The 18,595-nt window shown below is 70.1% G+C and carries 16 protein-coding genes; 9 read left to right on the forward strand and 7 right to left on the reverse strand.

Annotated elements, in window-relative coordinates:
• Positions 1-13 precede the first annotated feature (13 nt).
• Positions 14-1,015 (reverse strand): ABC transporter substrate-binding protein, encoded by a 1,002-nt coding sequence (locus tag ACFVRO_RS00435; RefSeq protein WP_386948035.1) that lies wholly within the window; start codon positions 1,013-1,015, stop codon positions 14-16.
• A 101-nt stretch (positions 1,016-1,116) separates the two neighbouring features.
• Here ACFVRO_RS00435 and ACFVRO_RS00440 point away from each other — a divergent pair, with 101 nt between their 5' ends.
• The 6 genes from ACFVRO_RS00440 (at position 1,117) to ACFVRO_RS00465 (ending at position 9,512) form a co-directional block, all read left to right on the forward strand.
• Positions 1,117-1,878 carry a siderophore-interacting protein gene (locus ACFVRO_RS00440; RefSeq protein WP_386948038.1) on the forward strand — a complete coding sequence of 254 codons (762 nt, stop codon included), beginning with the start codon at positions 1,117-1,119 and terminating at the stop codon, positions 1,876-1,878.
• A 155-nt stretch (positions 1,879-2,033) separates the two neighbouring features.
• Positions 2,034-2,438 (forward strand): VOC family protein, encoded by a 405-nt coding sequence (locus tag ACFVRO_RS00445; protein ID WP_386948041.1) that lies wholly within the window; start codon positions 2,034-2,036, stop codon positions 2,436-2,438.
• A 267-nt stretch (positions 2,439-2,705) separates the two neighbouring features.
• A complete protein-coding gene (locus ACFVRO_RS00450; protein WP_386948043.1) occupies positions 2,706-3,875 on the forward strand; it encodes an RtcB family protein in 1,170 nt (389 codons plus the stop codon).
• A gap of 168 nt (positions 3,876-4,043) precedes the next feature.
• On the forward strand, positions 4,044-6,596 hold the full coding sequence (locus ACFVRO_RS00455) for a LuxR C-terminal-related transcriptional regulator (RefSeq protein WP_386948046.1): 2,553 nt from the start codon (positions 4,044-4,046) through the stop codon (positions 6,594-6,596).
• Between the two features lie 189 nt (positions 6,597-6,785).
• Entirely contained in the window at positions 6,786-8,996 is a 2,211-nt protein-coding gene (locus ACFVRO_RS00460) for a hypothetical protein (protein WP_386948049.1), read from the forward strand.
• Positions 8,997-9,113: 117 nt separating this feature from the next.
• Complete coding sequence (locus tag ACFVRO_RS00465; protein WP_386948051.1) at positions 9,114-9,512, forward strand: VOC family protein; 399 nt, start codon at positions 9,114-9,116, stop codon at positions 9,510-9,512.
• A 10-nt stretch (positions 9,513-9,522) separates the two neighbouring features.
• On the opposite strand, the gene ACFVRO_RS00470 is transcribed toward ACFVRO_RS00465, so the two are convergent.
• Both ACFVRO_RS00470 and ACFVRO_RS00475 read right to left on the reverse strand, forming a co-directional pair.
• On the reverse strand, positions 9,523-10,977 hold the full coding sequence (locus ACFVRO_RS00470) for an MFS transporter (protein WP_386948054.1): 1,455 nt from the start codon (positions 10,975-10,977) through the stop codon (positions 9,523-9,525).
• A gap of 82 nt (positions 10,978-11,059) precedes the next feature.
• The gene (locus tag ACFVRO_RS00475) at positions 11,060-12,403 is read right to left on the reverse strand and encodes a M20/M25/M40 family metallo-hydrolase (protein WP_386948057.1); all 1,344 of its coding nucleotides are present in this window, start codon (positions 12,401-12,403) and stop codon (positions 11,060-11,062) included.
• Positions 12,404-12,550: 147 nt separating this feature from the next.
• Here ACFVRO_RS00475 and ACFVRO_RS00480 point away from each other — a divergent pair, with 147 nt between their 5' ends.
• The 3 genes from ACFVRO_RS00480 (at position 12,551) to ACFVRO_RS00490 (ending at position 13,768) form a co-directional block, all read left to right on the forward strand.
• The gene (locus ACFVRO_RS00480; RefSeq protein ID WP_386948059.1) at positions 12,551-12,871 is read left to right on the forward strand and encodes a hypothetical protein; all 321 of its coding nucleotides are present in this window, start codon (positions 12,551-12,553) and stop codon (positions 12,869-12,871) included.
• Positions 12,868-13,266, forward strand: coding sequence for a DUF1801 domain-containing protein (locus ACFVRO_RS00485; protein ID WP_386948062.1), 399 nt, complete (start codon positions 12,868-12,870; stop codon positions 13,264-13,266). The genes ACFVRO_RS00480 and ACFVRO_RS00485 overlap by 4 nt, the downstream gene beginning before the upstream one ends.
• Before the next feature lie 91 nt (positions 13,267-13,357).
• Entirely contained in the window at positions 13,358-13,768 is a 411-nt protein-coding gene (locus tag ACFVRO_RS00490) for a VOC family protein (protein ID WP_341940164.1), read from the forward strand.
• A 57-nt stretch (positions 13,769-13,825) separates the two neighbouring features.
• Here the strand turns inward: ACFVRO_RS00490 and ACFVRO_RS00495 are convergent, their stop codons facing one another.
• From ACFVRO_RS00495 to ACFVRO_RS00510, 4 genes are read right to left on the reverse strand one after another with little or no spacing between them, the layout of a single operon-like run.
• Positions 13,826-15,337, reverse strand: coding sequence for a PucR family transcriptional regulator (locus tag ACFVRO_RS00495; RefSeq protein WP_386948063.1), 1,512 nt, complete (start codon positions 15,335-15,337; stop codon positions 13,826-13,828).
• Complete coding sequence (locus ACFVRO_RS00500) at positions 15,334-16,362, reverse strand: DUF917 family protein (protein WP_386948066.1); 1,029 nt, start codon at positions 16,360-16,362, stop codon at positions 15,334-15,336. The genes ACFVRO_RS00495 and ACFVRO_RS00500 overlap by 4 nt, the downstream gene beginning before the upstream one ends.
• 10 nt (positions 16,363-16,372) lie before the next feature.
• Positions 16,373-17,476: a DUF917 domain-containing protein gene (locus ACFVRO_RS00505; protein WP_386948068.1), complete on the reverse strand. Its 1,104-nt coding sequence runs from the start codon at positions 17,474-17,476 to the stop codon at positions 16,373-16,375.
• Complete coding sequence (locus tag ACFVRO_RS00510; protein WP_386948071.1) at positions 17,473-18,594, reverse strand: DUF917 domain-containing protein; 1,122 nt, start codon at positions 18,592-18,594, stop codon at positions 17,473-17,475. Before ACFVRO_RS00510 ends, ACFVRO_RS00505 begins: the two co-directional genes overlap by 4 nt.
• Position 18,595 lies beyond the last annotated feature (1 nt).

Raw genomic sequence — 18,595 nt, forward strand, 5'->3', positions numbered from 1 at the left:
CGGCGTCGGCGCGTCAGCTCGCGTCGAACATCTCCGTGAGCCCGTTCAGGACCGCGATGTAGGCGAAGACGTCCTCGGTGAGGTAGTAGTCCGCCGGCATCACCGTGATGGCCTCGTTCTTCACGGCCGGGACGTTGGAGAGGGCGGCGGAACCGGTGATCAGCTCGAGCGCGGGGACGACGGTCTGACCTTCCTCCGACACCGCGGCGTCGCGGTCGAGGACCAGGAGATAGTCGGCGTTCGCCTGGGCGAGCGCCTCGAGCGAGACGTTGTCGCCAGTGTGGTCCGACGACCCCGCGGCGTCGAGGGCGGGAGTGAGCCCGAGCAGGCTGAAGAAGATGCTCGCGCCGCGGCCGTCGGTGGGGTTGGAGTAGTTGATCTCGCCGCCGGAGGTGACCAGGCCCATGACCGTCTTCTCAGGGTCGTACGCGTCCTTCGCCTTCTCGATGGCGGTGTGGAACTCCTCGACGAGCGCCTCGGCCTCGGCCTTCTTGTTGAAGACCTCCCCCATCAGGGTGACGCTCTCGACGACGAACTCGTCGGCCGTCTGCCCCTCCGGACCCGTCATGTCGATGAAAGCCGCGTCGGGGGCGGCATCCTTCACGCCCTGGGCGTTCTCCTCGCCGCCGAAGCGGTAGCCGTTGATCACGACGTCGGGGTCGGCCGCGACGATCTGCTCGAAGTCGGGCTCGGTGTGAAGGCCGATGTTGAGGATCTCGGTCGAGTCCTTGAGCGGGTTCTTCGGGCTGAACAGGTCGAGCGGGGCGACGGAGACGGGGAGATCCCAGTCGGCGGCGAGCTGGAAGAAGCGGTTGTCGGTGATCGCGACGCTGTCGGCGCTCTCGATGGTCACCTCGTTGCCCGCGAGGTCGGTGACGGTCACCGGATAATAGTCCTCCGCAGCCGCGGGCTTCTCGGTGTTCGGGGCCTCCGCCGACGGGGAGGCGCAGCCGGCGAGGGCGAGCAGAGCGACGAGCCCGAGGCTCGTGGCGGTGAGGATTCTGGGCATGGACATGGAGAGACTCCTGTTCTGCGGGGGTTTTCGCGCGAAGGGCGCCGGATCGGACGAAGTTAGGGTTGCCTATCCTCGCCTCGAATGTAGGTTAGCCTTACTTCATGAGCGATACGAAATCCGGCTTCTCCATCGAGCGTCGCGGCCTCGAGCTGCGCTTCCGCACCGTCACGCTGACCGCTCGGGAGTGGCTGGCCCCCGATTTCGTGCGCGTCCGCCTCTCCGGCAGCGACCTCGCCGGCTTCGACTCCCTCGGCTCCGACGACCACATGCGCCTGTTCTTCCCCGCGGGTCCCGTCGACACCGTCGAGGAGCTTCGCGCCTCCCCGAGCCGCGAGTACACGCCGCTCGCATGGGGTGAGGACTGGCTCGACGTCGAGTTCGCCGTGCACGGCGACGAGGGCGTGGCCGCGCCATGGGCGGCCACCGCGCCGCTCGGTTCCTCGATCGGCGTCGGCGGTCCCCGCGGCTCCGCCGTCATCTCGGGACAGCCCGGCTCCTGGTTCCTCGCCGGCGATGAGACCGCCATCCCCGCCATCCGCCGCTTCGCCGCGCTGCTCCCCGCCGACGTGCCCGCGCGCATCGTCATCGAGACGGTGTCGGCGAGCCGCGAGATCGAGATCGAGGCCCCGGTCGACGTCGAATGGGTGCACCGCGGCGACGCCCCCTCCGGCTCCGCGCTCACGACCCTCATCGACGGGCTGACGGATGCCGTCGGCGCCGACCCGTTCGTCTTCATCGCCGCCGAACAGTCCATCGTGAAGCCCGGTCGTGCGCTCCTCGAGCGCTGGGGCGTCGACACCGCCCACGCCGTGGTCAAGGGCTACTGGAAGCGCGGCGAGGCCGAATACCACGCCCCGCACTGACCTCACCCGCTCTCGCGGGAGGACTCTCGCCCGCTCTCGTGGGAGAGCCCAGAGCATCGGATGCCGGTGGGGCGCGCCTCCCGGCGACACGCCGCGACGCGAGCGGATGCTCCGGGTTTCTCCGGCAGAGCCCGACGATGCGCGACGATGGGCGTATGGCACTCGTCGATCACCTGGGTATCACCGTCAACGACATCACTCGCGGACGTGAGCAGTTCCACCCGGTGCTGACGGCGCTGGGCTACGAGCTCGGAGTCGAGGCCGAGGGCGGCTTCTCCTGGCACCACGGCGACGACACCGAGATCATCGTGTTCGCCCCGCGCGAGGCGGACTCCGGTCCTCACGTGCACGGACGCGTCGGATGGCAGCACCTCGCCTTCGCCGTCGACTCCCGTGAAGACGTCGATCGACTGCACGCCGTCGCGGTGGATGCCGGGTGGACGGTCGTGCGCGAGCCGAAGATCTACGAGCGCTTCAGCGACACGTACTACGCCTCGTTCGTCGAGGAGGACAACGGCATCCGCATCGAGTTCATGCACAATCCGCCGCGGGATGCTTGACGCACGCAGCTGATCTCCCCTAATGTCGCAAGGCTGTGCCGACCGGCGCAGCACTCAGCCGAGGAGACGACGGATGCCCGCCCTGCGGAAACTCCCCTTCGCCGCGGTCGATGCCCTTCAGCAGAAGCGCAACGACCGCCACGAGTCGTACCCTCCGGCGCGCGCCGTGTAGCAGCATCCGCTGCTCTCATGCCCCGCACCGTCAGGTCCGGGGCATTTTTTCTGTGCCTCCCGACCTGTGGCTGACCATCACGAAGGAAAGGAATCATGGAGAGGCTCTCCGCACGGCTGCTGTCGTGGGCGTCGCTGATCGACGAGAAGACACTCGATCAGGCGAAGACCACGGCGCGCATGCCGTTCATCCACCCGCACCTGGCGCTCATGCCGGATGCGCACCTCGGCAAGGGGGCGACCGTCGGGTCGGTCATCCCGACCCTCGGCGCGATCATCCCGGCCGCCGTCGGCGTCGACATCGGCTGCGGGATGATCGCCGTCCGCACGCAGTTCACGAGGAGCGACCTCGACGGTCGCGACCTCGCCGAGCTGCGGGAGCAGATCGAGCGGGCCATCCCGCTCTCCGCCGGGCGCTACAACAACAAGATCGTCGCCACGGCGCAGCCGAGGATCGACGAGCTCGAGGCGCTGGCGGAGAAGAGCGGATTCGATCCGGAGTCCTACGCAGGGAACTGGCGGCTGCAGCTGGGCACGCTCGGCTCGGGCAACCACTTCATCGAGGTGTCGGTCGACGAGCTCGACCGGGTGTGGCTGTTCCTGCACTCGGGTTCGCGGGGAGTCGGCAACCGGATCGCCGGCCACCACATCGCCGTCGCGCAGCGGCTGGCGAAGCAGTGGTGGATCGACCTTCCCGACCCCGACCTCGCCTACCTGGTCGAGGGCACGCCCGAGTTCACGCGGTACATCAGGGAGCTCCGGTGGGCGCAGCACTTCGCTCTGCTCAACCGGGAGGAGATGATGGACAGGGTGGTCCGGCAGGTGTCGGAGTTCCTCGGGACGACGGTGGACGAGCAGGAGCGGATCAACTGCCACCACAACTTCACCGAGTCGGAGAAGCACTTCGGCAAGCAAGTGTGGGTCTCCCGGAAGGGAGCGATCCAGGCGGATGCCGGAAGGCCGGGGCTCATCCCCGGCTCGATGGGGACCGCGTCGTACGTGGTCGTGGGCCTCGGCAACCCGCTGTCGTTGAACTCGTCTCCGCACGGTGCAGGGCGGGAGTACTCCCGGTCGGCCGCGCGGCGGACGTTCACCCACGATCAGCTGCGGGAGGCGATGGTCGGGATCGAGTTCCGGGACACGGACGCCTTCATCGATGAGATCCCGCAGGCGTACAAGCCGATCGACACGGTGATGGCGGATGCCGCCGATCTGGTGACGATCCGGCACACGCTCAGGCAGCTCGTTAACGTGAAGGGCGACTGAGCACAGAGGTGGGCGGTGGCGATGCCATCGCCCACCTCTGCGTCTTCGGGGCCGAGCAGCATACTGCGCGGCCACGGGAGCGGTGATTACACTGACGTCCGAACCAGGAGATGCTCATGCCACGACCCGAACTCCGCCCGCCGCTCATCGGCGCCGAACGGAGCAGCGATGTTCGTCAGGACTGACGATCTCGCATCGGCGCTGAGGCTGATCACCGCGGGTTCCTGCGTCAGCATCGTGGGGCCGGACGGCAGCGGACGCTCGATGCTGCTGCGCGAGATCGCCGGACACCTGGAGCAGCGCGGCTATCCGACCATCCGGATCCTCGGCATCGAGTCGCTTCGCGGCCGCCCCTTCGACGCACTGGATCTCGCCGGTGAGACGCCGACGGGATCGTCACCGCTCCAGGCCAGACAGTTGGTCGCCGCGTTGGCCGAACGCGCGGCGGGGACACGCGCAGTGCTCCTCGTCGACGACGCCCCGTTCGTCGACGAGGAATCGTGGGGAGTCATCGCCGCCGTGCACGCACGCACGGGCGCCACGATCGTCACGACATCGGCGGCACCCCGAGACGGAGCCGCGAAGAGACTGCATGCGATCGTGAGCCAGGCCGCGGAGCTCCGCCTGCGTCCGCTGACCTTCGAGGCCGTCTCCGATCTCGTCCACGAGCAGCTCGGGAGCGCCGTCGACACCGGCTTGGTCGGACGCGTGTACACCCGATCCGCCGGCATCCCCAGCCTGGCCGTGGCGATGATCACGGCGGCGCGCGCGTTCGGCCACATCGCGCTCGAGGACGGCACCTGGACCACGATCGGCGAGCTCTGGCACGATTCGATGTCCGGAGCGGTCGAGCACCTCCTCGCCCACCTGGATGCCGACGACCTCGAAGTCATCGAGACGCTCGCGCTCGCGGGCGTCCTGGACATCGACACCGCAGAGGAGCTCGTCGGCCGTCACGCCATCGAGTCGCTCGAATCGGCGAGCCTGCTGCTGAGCATCGAGCCGTTCGGACGCCTGTCGGTCGCGGTGACTCCCCCGCTCGTCGCCGACTACTTCCAGAACCGTCCGACCTCGGTGCGGCGCACTCGCATCCTGCGAAGGATCCAGGAGCGCTTCGGCCCCGCGGAAGACGCCGCCGCGCGCATCGAGCTCCTCCCCGGAAGCGCCGCGGACGCCTCGCTCGAACCGGATGCCGCGGAGATGGCCCTGGTGCGGCTCATCCGCGATCGGCACGCGGCACAGCTCTCGGCACGACGGCGCGCGTGGGAGCGCGACCCGAGCGTGGAGACGGCCACGAACTACCTGTTCACGCTCTTCGACGGGAAGCACGACTCCTCGGTGGCGCTGCAGGTGTTCGAGCGCACGCCCACCAGCATCGGGGACGGCGGGGCGCGCGCGATGTTCCGCATCCTCCAAGCGCGGTGGCATGCGCTCGCCGCGGGCGAGACGGCATCCGCACTCGACATCCTCGAGGCCGCCGCCGCCGACCAGCCCCGCTACGAGACGATGCTGGAGGTCTGGGCGACCCACCTGAAGATCGTCGGCGACGGCGCGACGCGCGCGCAGATCGACCGCCTCGCGACGTTGTCCGGACGGGATGCCACCACCGACGACTCGATTAGGTCCGTCCTCTCGACGGCGCTGCTTCTTCGAGGTCGCGCCGAATCGGCGCACGAGCTCCTCGCGGACGCGGACGACACCTCCACGAAGCTCGGACGCGTGCTCACCCTGCTGCACGGATGGTCCCTGCTGGGCCGGGGCGATGTGGCCGAGGCACACGACTGGGCGGTCACCCACATCGAGCAGAGCCGGGTCGAGCTCGATCTCGAGAATCTGCGAGGGCACACGTATCTCGCCGCGGTCTCCGGGATCACCCTCGGGCGGTTCCGCGCCGCCGAGATCCACCTCGGCAGGTTCCTCGCCCTGGGCGAGCCGGGGCTGGGCCAGGAGGGCAGCCAGATGGGAGCGCTGGCGCTGGCGGCGATGCTCGCGGCCAGGTCGGGGCGGATCAGCACGGCGACATCGCTCGCTGCGCAGGCCACTGCCACCGGGGTGACGATCGGCCCCTGGCCCGGCATGGTGGCGGCGCTGCCCGACATCACCTTCCAGCTCCTCGCGGGCGACGCCGAAGGTGCGGAACGGGAGATCCGCGCGCAGATGAGCGCGCTCGAGAGGCGCGGCTACCTCCTCGCGGCCGGGATGCTGCGCGTGCTGACCTGGGGCCTCGGCGTGCAGGCGCCGCCCGCGGCGAGCGCCGACGACGACGCCCTCCGTGTCGAGGGCGCCCTCGTCGCTCCGATCCTCGATGTGCGCGCGGCCGTCGCACGCGAGGACCATGCGGAGCTCGCGCGCCTGGGCGCGTGGTTCGAGGGGCAGAAGCGCCTGGAACACGCGGCGACGTCGTACGAGCTGGGTCGCGACATCGCGATGCAGCACGGCGACGACGCGGCGGCGGCACAGCTGTCCGATGCGCTCGCCGACCTTCGGGGTCGACGCGATCCCCTCGATTCCGTGTCGACGGCGGGGCGTTCGAGCACGCAGGCGCAGCTGTCGAACCGCGAGCGCGAGGTCGCCCGTCTCGCCGCCCACGGCCGGTCCAATCAGGAGATCGCAGAGCACCTGCACATCAGCACCCGCACCGTGGAGAGCCACCTGCTCAAGGCGTTCCGCAAGCTGCGCATCTCCGGTCGCGCGGAGCTCTCCGCGTTCTCCTGGCTCTGAGTCGCTGCGGCGCACTCGCGCTGAGCATCACCGGGTTCGACGTGTGACCTACCCGGTCGCGCATCGCGCCTACTGAGTTCCGCTCCCCCACTACGGACCTCGACCCGCACACGGCACCGCGCCTCCGCACCCTTGAGAGGTTGCCCCGTGGACCGGAGGCATTTCGACTCACTCAGAGAGGACGGCCTCATGGCACGTTCAGCCCGCAGATCGACGCACGCCCCACCGGCAGATCGGCGTTCCCGACGTCGACGGATCGGCGGGCTCGCAGCCGCCGCCCTCGCGGTCGGTGCCATCACGGTTCCCGGCGGACTCATCGAGGCATCTCCCGCCCACGCCGCGGAGGCGATCGACTGCTCCACCATCTACGCCGTGAACTCGACCAACGGCAGCGGCAGCACGCTGTGGAGCATCGACACCGCCACGGGTTCGCAGACGAAGGTGGGCGAGCTCTCCGCAGGCGCCGACCCACGGTCGACATTCAACGGGCTCGGGGTGCAGGTCACGCCCGAGCATCCGGCGGGGCTGGCGTACGCGATGCGCTCCGACGGCTGGACGCTGGATTCGGCGGGAGCGATGGAGACGTTCGACTTCGCGACCGGCACGACGACCAGCGTCGGCGTCTCCAACCTGCCGTACAGCTGGACGACCACCCAGTCGCACGGCGGGGTGGATGCGACGACCTCGCGCTACTTCCACGGCACGGCCAACGGCGGCACTCTGACCCTCGATGCGCGGAAGACCGACTCCGGTGAGCGTGACGGCCGCATCCGGATCACGTTCCCCACCGCCCCTCCCGGCCCGAACGGCGACATCGCCTTCGATCGCAACGGCAACCTCTACATCGTCATGAGCAACGCGAACGATGCGGCGATCTACGTGGTGGACCCGCGCGACGTCGTCGTCGGCCCGAGCTCGTCACCTCCGACGACGCGTGCCAAACTCATCCAGCGCTTCACCGTCGCCGACGCCGGGAACCTCGGCATCAACGGCGCCGCATTCGACCGCGACGGCTTCCTCGTCGTGAGCACCGCGCTCGAGCTGCTGCGGATCAACCCGATGTCGGGAGAGGTGACGAGCACGGTGACCTTCTCGGAGCCCGGCGTCGTCGACCTCGCCTCGTGCTCCTTCCCGAGCAGCCTCTCCCTCGAGAAGGACTTCCCCGTCGGTCGCGAATCGGAGGGTGACGCCGATCAGGTGCGCCTGGCCGTGTCGGGCGGCGGTCTCGACACCATCACCGCTCACACCACCGGAACCGCACGCGGCGTGCAGAGGGAGCGCGTCCTGGTTCCCGTGCTGCCGGGCGAGGTCGTGGCGATCCAGGAGAGCGGCACCGGCACGGATCCGGAGCGCTATCGGTCGTCCTGGATCTGTCTCGATGCGTCCGACGGCGCCAGGATCGCCGGCGGAGTCGGCACGAGTGCAGACGTGATGATCCCCGAGGACCGCGCCGACGGCGTCGACCTGCGCTGCACGTTCACGAACACGCCCCGCGGTGACGGCGAGATCCTGCTGACGAAGTCGGCGGACGTCGCGCAGGCCCAGGTCGGCGACCGTGTCACGTACTCGTTCGAGGTCACCAACTCCGGCACCAGTCCGCTGAGCGACGTGACCGTCGACGAGACCGCGTTCACCGGCACTGGCACGCTCGCGCCGGTGGAGTGTCCCTCGCGACCGCTCGCTCTCGACCCCGACGAGAGCGTGACATGCACCGCGACCTACGTGGTGCAGCAGGATGACGTCGACAGGGGCTCCGTCGAGAACACCGCGACCGCATCGGGCATGACTCTCACCGGAACCCCGGTGACCTCGCCCCCGTCTTCGGCGGTGATCACCTCGGAGCAGGCCCCGGGGCTGGCCATCGTGAAGTCGACGGATGCCGCGTGGTTCTGGAGCGGCAGCACGATCGACTACACCTTCGTCGTCACCAACACCGGAACCGTGACGCTCACGGACGTCCGGGTCGACGAGACGGAGTTCAGCGGCACCGGTTCGGTATCCACGGTGGAGTGCCCGCCCGAAGCGGCATCCCTCCGGCCAGGGCAGTCGATCACCTGCACGGCGAGCTACACGACGCAGGACGCCGATCTCACGCTCGACACGATCGACAACACGGCCGTCTCTGCGGGGACCGCGCCGGGCGGCGAGCCGGTCGAGTCGGCGCCGTCGAGCGCGACCACACCGCGCGGCGACGGCGGACACGTCGACGACGAGACGGGCGGAACCGCACAGCCGACGCCCCCTGCCGAGAAGGGCGAGAACTCCGGCCCCGGCGGCCTCGCCGACACCGGACTGGATCCGGTCGGGCCACTCGTGGCCGGAGGCGCGGCTCTCGCGCTGCTGGCTCTCGGGATCGCTCTGATCCGCGCCCGTCGTCACGCCGGGAGCCACGACGGCTGAGCCGCGAGCAGAGACCGCCCCGGGGCTCGACACCCCACCTCTCCCCTCGTCGAGCCCCGGGGTTCTCGCGATCCCGCACGACGACCGGATGTCGGGGACATCCGACAGACTGTCCTCATGGCCTCCTTCGATCACCTCGGCATCACCGTCGACGACGTGCCCGCCGCATCCACCCAGTTCCATCCGGTCTTCGAGGCCCTCGGCTACACGAGGGCGCACGACGCCGACGACCTGGCGTACTGGCGCAAGACCGACGAGCCCGAGATCCTGCTCTACCCGGCGCGCGACAACGCCACGGGCCCGCACGAGCACGGCCGCGTCGGCTGGCAGCACCTCGCCTACGCCGTCGACTCCCGCGAAGAGGTCGACCGTCTGCACGACATCGCGCTGGCCGCGGGCTGGACCGCCGTGCGCGGACCCAAGGAGTATCCGCGCTTCAGCTCGCGCTACTACGCGTCGTTCGTGGAGGATGCCAACGGCATCCGCCTGGAGTTCATGTACAACCCGCGCGACTGAGCCGAGGCGCTCACACCGCGGGCGCGGCCTCGGTCTCGACCGCCCGGTCGGTGAACGCCTCCTTCGGCACGAAGACCAGGAGCACGGCGGCGGCGAGGGCCGTCACACCGCACACCACCCAGACCGTGATGTAGCCCGCGAAGGATCCGGCCGTCCCCTCCGACGCGGCGCCGACGGCGCCGTGCAGCAGGGCGATGCCGAACACGCACGACGCGATCGCCCCGCCGACCGTCTTCACCGAGTTGGTGAGCCCGGTGGCGACGCCCGTCTGCGAGGCCGGCGCAGCCGACGCCGCCGCGGCGGGAAGGGCCGCGACGAGCGCTCCCGACCCCAGCCCGACGACGACCATGTTGGTGATGACCTGCGCATAGGAGTCGTGGAAGGGCAGGAACAGCAGGAATCCGATGCCGACCAGCACCGAGGCCCCCATCAGGGTGAGTCGCGGCGTCACCAGGCGAGCGATCACCGGGAAGAGCAGCGCTCCGCCGATCATCGCGACCAGGTAGACCCCGATGATGAGCGACGTCGCGAACCCGGTCGTCCCGAGTCCGTATCCATACACCGAGGGGTCGGTGCGGGCGAAGGTCGACAGCGGCGCCTGCGCACCCAGCACGCTGACGCCGAACAGCCCCGCGGTGAGGAACACAGGGCCGAGCGCCGGGGAGCGGAACATCCGCACGTCGATCAGCGGGTCGCCGCAGCGCAGCTCCCACAGCGCGAACGGGATCACGAGCAGGATGCCGAGCGCGACGACCGCCCACGACCAGGGGTTCGCGAGTCCGCCGTCGAGACGCAGGAGGCTGAGCCCGCCCGTGAAGCAGATCAGCGCGAGAGAGATCAGCACGAGGCCGACCGTGTCGAAGACGCCCCCGGTGGGCTCGGGCGACTCCTTCACCCCGAACAGGACGACGAAGAAGCAGACGATGATGAGGAGCGCGGGGATCAGCAGCACGACGGTCAGCGGCAGCACGTCGATGAGCGCACCGCCGACGAGCGCACCGATGATGGCCCCGCCCTCGAGTGCGGCGACGAGGAGTCCCGCGGCCTTCGCGGTGATGGACGAGCGCCCCTCCATGCGGCGGGAACGAGACCAGATCAGCGCGATCTCCAGGGGCAGCCAGACGACGTAGAACCCCATGAGCGCCCACCCGACGAGGAACACCGCGAACGAGTCCGTGAACGGGAGCACGAGCGCAGCCGCACCGGTGAGAGCCGTCGAGATGAGCAGCATCCGCTTGTGCCCGACCATGTCGCCGAGCTTTGCGAAGGCGGGGACGACGAGCGCCGAGAGCATGAGCTGCGTGCCCTCGAGCCAGTTGACGTCGGCGTCGTGGATGCCGAGGTGGCGTGCGATGTCGCTGAGCATGGGCGTGTAGTACCCCTGCAGCACACCGCTGGTGAATTCGACGAAGGCGAGGAAGCCGACGACCGTCGCGAGGGTGCCGAGGGTCCGGGTGCGCGTCATCGCGGCTCCTGTTCAGGCGTCTGATCTCCGCTCCTGCCGGTTCCCGAGCGGAACACGGACGCGAGCAGAAGGGCGGGTGAGATCACCCTAGCCGTTCGATGAGGGCACGGTGGAACCGCTCCCCGCGTTCGAGCGCGGCGATCTCGACGTTCTCGTCGACGCCGTGGATCGACGCCCGCTGCGCGTTCGACATGTCGAGCGGCGCGAAGCGGTACACGGCCGGGGAGAAGCGGTGGAAATGACGCGAATCGGTCGCCGCCATCATCACGTACGGCACCGCGGCGACGCCCGGATACGACGCGGCCAGGGCATCGGCGAGGAGCGCGAACTGCTCGTTGTCGGTCGGCGATTCGGGCGACGGCTCGCTGGCCTCGACGACGGCGACCTTCACGAGAGGATCGGCGATGCGGCGACGCACGCGCAGCACCGCCTGCTGCGTCGTCTCGCCCAGCGCGATGCGCAGGTTGATCGTCGCGGACGCCTGCGACGGCAGCACGTTCGCCGCGGTGCCGCCGGACTGCATCGTCGGAGCGACCGTGGTGCGGACGAGCGCGGCGGGTTCTCCACCCAGGGCGGCGAAGAGCTGGGCCGTGAGCACCGGTGCTCCCCCGAGGAGCCGAAGCAGATGCCGGGCGGGGCCGGGGGTCTGGTCGGCGAGCTGGGACAGCATCCGTCCGATCGCACGGGATGCGCGCGGACGGAAGGTCCGCGGGCCGAGCCGGTCGACGGCCCTCGCGACGCGGCGGACGGCGGTGAGCGCCGGGGGCGCGGAGGCGTGCCCGCCCTCGCCGCGCGCCGTGAGGGTCAGGGTCATCACGCCCTTCTCGCCGACGCCGATCATCGCGGCCCGCCCAGGGACGAAGGGCAGCGGAGCCGCCACGACCGCACCGCCCTCGTCGACGACGAGCCAGGGCACGATCCCTCGTTCTCGGAGCACCCGCGCGATCTCCTCGGCCGCATGCCCGTAGGTCTCCTCGTTGCCGCCGAAGCTGAGGTAGACGTCGCGCGCGGGCGTGAAGTCAGAGGAGAGCAGGTTCTCGACGGCTTCGAGCACCACGATCAGCGGCCCCTTGTCGTCGAGGGCCCCTCGTCCGTACACGATGCCGCCGTCGATCACACCGGCGAAGGGCGGATGGGTCCAGGCATCGCTCTCGTCGACGGGCACGACGTCGTAGTGCGCCATCAGCACGAGAGGTCCGTCGGAGGTCTCGCCCCTTCCCTTCCAGTGGAACAGGAGCCCGAAGTCGGTGTGCCGCTCGAGGGTCAGCCGCTCGTGGACGAGCGGATACTGCGTGGCGATGTGGGAGACGAACGCCTCGAACGGCTCCCTCCCCCGCTGGTCGAGCTCGGCCGACACCGTCGGCAGCTGGATCATCTGCGAGAGGCGTTCGGCGATGCCGGGGCGTGCGTCTGTCACGAGGGCCATCGTATCCCCGGGGTGGATGTCGGTCACGGCCGATGCGCACTCCTCCTCCACACCCGCTTGTGAGGGAAAGTTCTCCACCGTCCGCGTGTTCGCCCGCCGAGCATTGGCAGGATGAAGACCACCGACCAGAATGGGAGCGTGATCAGCATGACCGAACCGCAGACGTGGACGATGATCGGGGCGTTCATCGCCCTGATGTTCGGCATGCTGACGGTCGTGTCGACGCTGTTCGTGCGCGTCCTGCGCGCAGAGGTCGGCGGACTGCGCACCGAGATGGTCGTGCGGTTCGAGTCGGTGGATCGGCGCTTCGAGGCGATGGACGCGAAGTTCGAGGCGAAGTTCGATGCCGTCGACGCCCGCCTCGACTCGGTGAACACCCGCATCGACTCCATGAACACCCGCATCGACGCTCTCGACCGTGACGTCCAGGCGCTCGTGAAGCGCACCTTCGGGCTGGATCGCGAATGACCCGCGCGGCGGAGATCGACGCCTACCACGCGCGGCAGACCCCGAGCGACCGGGAGATCTGCGACCTGCTCGCGCGAGAGATCGAACGAGGGCTCCCCGAGGCCGCGAGCAAGGTGTGGCACGCGCATCCCGTCTGGTTCCTCGACGGCAATCCGATCGTCGGGTACAGCCGCCTGAAGGATGCCGTGCGGCTGATGTTCTGGTCGGGTCAGTCGTTCGACGTCGACGGCCTCGCTCCGTCTGGCACCTTCCAGGCCGCCGAGGTGCGCTTCGCCGACGTCACCGAGATCGACACGGCGGCGCTCGCGGGCTGGCTGGCGGCCTCTCGCGAGGTCCAGTGGGACTACGAGCACATCCGCACGAACCGCGGCCTCGTCAAGCGCACCTCGTTCTGACTGATCCTCTTGCGAGACGCCCGGAGACGGGCGCAGACTGAGCGTGCACATCGGGGCCGGCCGAGTCGAACACCTCACTCTGGGAGCAACAATGGCGAATCTCAACCCCTATCTCTCCTTTCGCGACAACGCGCGCGAGGCGATGGAGTTCTACCAGGGCGTGCTGGGCGGTGATCTCGACGTCAACGTCTTCGCGGAGTTCCCCGACATGCTTCAGGATCCGAGCGAGAAGGACCTCGTGATGCACGCGCAGCTGACCACGCCAGACGGTCTCGTGCTCATGGCGTCGGACACGCCGAGCGCCATGCCCTACGTCACCCCGCAGGGCTTCTCCGTCTCGCTGAGCGGAACGTCGGCCGACGCGACGCGGGCGGTCTGGGACGGACTCGCCGACGGCGCCACGATCACGATGCCGCTCGACGTCGCACCGTGGGGCGGCCTGTTCGGAATGCTGGTCGACCGCTTCGGCGTCAACTGGATGCTCAACGGCGACCCCGCGTAGAGCGGTCCAGTCGCCCGCGTCTTTCCGACGATCCGCATCCCGTGCGATCCGCGCAGCTCAGCGCGGCTGCACCGCTCGACATGCGAGATGCAGTGCCAGGCGCGCCTCGGGATCGGCCATGTCGATCCCGAGGAGCTCCTGGACACGGCGGATGCGCACGGCGACGGTGTTGCGATGCAGCCCGAGCGCCGCGGCCGTCGCGGCGATGCCCGATTCGTTGTCGAGGTACGCCGACAGCGTCGAGAGGAGTTCGCCGCCGCCTTCCTGCAGCGGAGCGAGCAGGGACTGAGCGGCCGGCACGAAGGTGTCGGTGCCCGTCCAGGCGAGAAGGAGCTGGTCCAGGCCGAGACTGTCGACGCGCACGAACCATCCGGTCGCCGACCGCGCTGCGGCGATGCGCGCCGCATCGGCTGCCTCGTCCAAGGTCGCCGCGAGACCTTCCGGGCCGCTCTGCAATGAGCCCACCCCGGTCGCGATCGTGAAGTCGCGGAGGGCCGCGGCATGCAGCTCGCGCAGGGCCGCGACGGCGCGCTCGACCCGCTCGGGGCTCGGCGCGTCGGCGAAGGTCAGCCATCCGCCGATGCCGCGGCCCGTCGTGGTGGCATGGGCTTCGGCATCGACCGCGGCCAGGTCGGAGCTGATCGACCGCAACAGGGAGAACGGATCGAGCCTGCCTCTGGCGACCATGCGGAATCCGAGATGGTGTCCGGACGTTCGCCATCCCCGCTCCGCCATGCGACGGGCGACCTCGATGTCGGCCGCCCCGCGGATGTCGACGAAGTCGCGCAGGAGCCCGGAGGACACGGCGACGTCGTTGACGGCCGCGACCTCGTCGATGAGGAGTCGCGCCGCGACGGCCGGCATGGCCACCTCGGCGGCGACGGACAGCGCGAGCAGCTGCGCGTCGCTGAGCCCGTGACCGAACAGGACCAGACGAAGACCGCTGCGCCCCGGACTGTCTACGCGCACCGACGCCGCCGCGAACGTCGTCGTGCGCGTGCGATCGATCCAGGAGTCGTAGCCGATGGCGGCGAGGAGCCCCTCATCGAGGTGATCTCCGGCCTCGTGGATCACGGTGCCCGCCTCGACGAGCGCGACGCCGAGTCCGAGGTTCGCCGCGATGTGCCGCAGGAGGTCGGCCAGATCGTCGGCCGAGTACTCGAAGGACTGCGCCACCTTGCGCACCTGGCTCAGCGTGAGCGCGTCGCGAGCCTCGATGAGCATCCAGCACGCCTTCGCGAGCTGCACCGGACGCACGACGTCGAGCAGGGTGAGTCCGAGCCGATCGGCGAGACGCAGGGCGCCGGCATCCATCCCGGCCGCCCCGGGAAGAGCGAGCCCGGTGAGGCCGCGGTCGCGCACGCGGCGCAGCATCGCGTCCTGCTGCCAGGTCGTGACGGGCGCCGAGGAGGTCAGCACGGCGAGACGTCCGTCGCCGTGCTCCCGCAGGTCGACCTCTCCCGCCTCGACGGAGACCGCTGACCACGATGCATCGGAGGGGCCCGCGACCAGGCGAAGGCCGCCGTTCTCGGCGTGCGCCAGGAGGGCGCTCAGCAGCAGCTCGTTCATGCGGCATCCAGCCCGAGGAGACCGTACGCCGAGGGGAGCACACGCGCGAGTCGTTCCGGGCGTTCCCGCCACCAGCCCGGCGCGGGGATGCCGAGCACCGCGACGGTGCGGGCGAGGCCGAGATCGGTCACCTCGAGGATCTCCCGCGACACCGCATCGAGGATCACGATGATCGTCGGCGCCGAGGCGATCAGCCGCCCGTCGGCGAGCACGGCGAGGGTCTCGGAGTGCGTGACGACCCTGTGCACGACGCCGCCGAGCCCGGAGATCTCCACCGCGTTCGCGTGAGGATCCGTCGGAGACGGAGCCGCGGAGACGATCCGACCCTCCGCGAGGAGCTCGCCGCCGAGCGCCTCCGCGAGGATGGGCAGCGGTGCGCGCCCGAACTCCAGGAATGCGCGCCCGAGACCGAGCGCGTAGGCGAGGTGCCCCCCGATCGCGTGCTCGCGGAGATCGCCGACCGTGAACCCGCCGAGCACGGCGCAGCCCACACCGCCGGCCTGGATGATCGCCGAACGCACCACCCTCTCCGCGTCGATCGGGCGCCTCGCCTCGACCAGGGCCACACCGTCGGCCCCTGTCTCGCACGCGAAGACCAGCCCGGGCACGTGATCGACGAACAGCGACATCTGATCGAGCCCTGGCACGGCACGCCCCGTGCAATCGGCGTCGACGACGACGTGGGTCCCGGCGAGAGTGAGCGGGGCGAGCCCGTTCATACCGCCGCCCTCGAGCGAGCAGACCGCGGGCACGGGATGGCCGAGCCACCGCTCGACCGCCGCGAGGAGCGGGAGGAAGGGATCGGCTCCCGGCATCCGCTCCCCCAGCAGCATGGTCGATCCGACGAAGGCGACGCCGAGGCACGGGGTGGCCGGGTCCAGGTCGGATGCCGCCGCGATGCGCATCGGCCACTCCGGAGAGCCGCCGAGCATGAGTTCGAGCATCGTGGTGGACCCGCCGCCGCCGGATCCGAGGAGCGCATAGCCGCGGGCGAGCGCGGTGAGGTCGTCGCGCGCCAGCTCCATGCGCTCCAGCCTAGGACGCCGCGAGAGTCTCGACCGGGACGAAGCCCTCCGTCAGGCCGAAGGCGGACGGTCCGAACGCGGCGAGCGCCTCCGGAGTGCGCATCATGTCGGGCGTCGATATCCCGAGCACCCGCACGCGCTGCCCGTAGCGGAGCCCTTCGGTTGTGATCGGCTCCGCGGTCTCGTGATCGACGACGCAGATGAGATCGGGCACGATCGCGACGACGGCCCCTCCCCTGCGCGCGATGAGGTTCTCGTTCTGGAAGGAGATCTCGAAGGGCGGCTCATCCGCGTCGCCGAGCGGGGCGATGATCGCTCTGCCCTTCGCGAAGCCCTCTGTGGTGCGCCGCTCGACGTCGACGACCTTGCCCACGCAGAGCTCGCGCACATGCGGATAGAGGGTGGGCGCGAGCGTGTCGGCGATCGCCTCGAACGGAGAACGGTGATCCTCCCGTGCCAGACGGATCGCGCGGCCGAGCGCGAGCGCCATCGAGATCGTGCGCGGCACGGCGGTGCGCCGCACGTCGGCGCCGGTCATCGCGTACTCGGCGATGTGCCCGACGCCGCCGAGACGGATCGTGATGCCGCGGGCCAGCCACTCCATCTGCCGGTCGTCGGCGCCGGTGTCGATGACGACCCGCTCCCCGCGCTCCCCCGCGAGGGCGAGCGGCGAGCCGTGCACGCCGTAGACCGCGAAGGTCTCCATCGACAGCTCGGGGAACGCGCGCCCCATGCCGTCGGCATCCACGACGGGGAGTCCGGTCTCCGCCGCGACGACCAGAGGGATCATCGAGTTGATCCCTCCGCACTCGATCGGCATCGTGGCATCGGCCGTGCGTCCGAGGTGCTCTTCGAGGGTGCGCAGCGCGAGGGTCGGCTCGGTTCCGGCGGGGATCTTCTCGACCATCACGGTGGGCGCGCCCATCTGCGCCGTGGGGATCACGAACAGGTCGTCGGCGAGCTCGTCCGGGTCGAGGATCGTGATGCTGCCGTCGCCGAGGACGCGTTCCACGAGCATCTTGCCGATGTACGGATCGCCGCCGCCTCCCGTGCCCAGCAGCGTCGCGCCGCGCGCGAGGTCGGGAAGGTCGGCCGCCGTGAGCTGCCAGCTCATCTCGCCTCGCTCCTCACGCCGGGCGCATCGCCTGCGACCGCGCCCGTCGACACGGCGCCGTCGAATCGGTGGGCGGGGATGTCGTAGCCGAAGTACCCCGGACCGACCATCGCGAGCGCCTCCGCCGAATGCCAGCGCTCGTCTGCCGGCGCCGCGATCACCCGGACGCGCTGTCCGTAGCGCAGCCCTTCGGTGGTGATGGGCTCACCCAACTCGCCGTCGAGCACCATGATGAGGTCGGGTGTGGTGGCGAGCACGGCGCCGTCGCTCTCGGCGACCAGGTGCTCGTTCTGGAACCGCAGCGTCAGGGACGATCCGCCCTCGGCGTCGATGCGCGCGCGGCCACGAGCGAAGCCGGTGGTGGTCGCACGCTGCACGTCGACGACCTTGCCGTCGAAGAGCTCGCGGCCCCCGAGCAGGTCGACCGCCGCCGACACCGGGTCGGACTTCTCGTCGCGGGCGCGGGCGATCCGCTCACCGATGGCGATGCAGCGGGAGAGCGAGCCGCCGACGAGCGACTCCCTGGCCGCTGCGCCCGTCATCGAGAATCCGGAGATCATGACGGAGCAGCCCATCTCGACGCACGCGACGCGGGCGATGCGCTCCGTCCAGGAGTTGTCCACCGTCTGCAGCACGCCGGTGTTGCCCTTCTCGTCGCTGAACGCGAGGGGCGAGGCGGTCACTCCGTAGAGGGTCGGCAGCACCATCTGGAGTTCGGGGAAGGCGCGCCCCATGCCGTCGGCGTCCACGAGCGGGAGGCCGAGGGCGGCGGCTGCCGCGATCGGGATGGTGGAGTTCACTCCCCCGACCTCGGCGCACGCGATGTGCGTGACCGGTCGTCCGAGGTGGATGCCGAGGGCCTTCACGGGCTCGATGACCTCGTCGAGGCTGGGGAGCTTCTCGACCATCACGGTCGGCGCGCCCATCATGGCGACGAACAGGACGAGTGCGTCGTCGGGCACCTCGTCGAGGCCGACGACGGTGACCTCGCCGCCGGCGGCGAGCGCCTGACGGGCGAGCAGCGCGCCGATGTACGGGTCGCCGCCACCGCCGGTGCCGAGCACGGCGGCGCCGCGGGCGAGACCCTCGATGTGGGCGGGGGTGATCGACCAGCTCATG

It is taken from the genome of Microbacterium sp. NPDC057944, from assembly GCF_042887445.1.
Lineage (GTDB): Bacteria > Actinomycetota > Actinomycetes > Actinomycetales > Microbacteriaceae > Microbacterium > Microbacterium natoriense.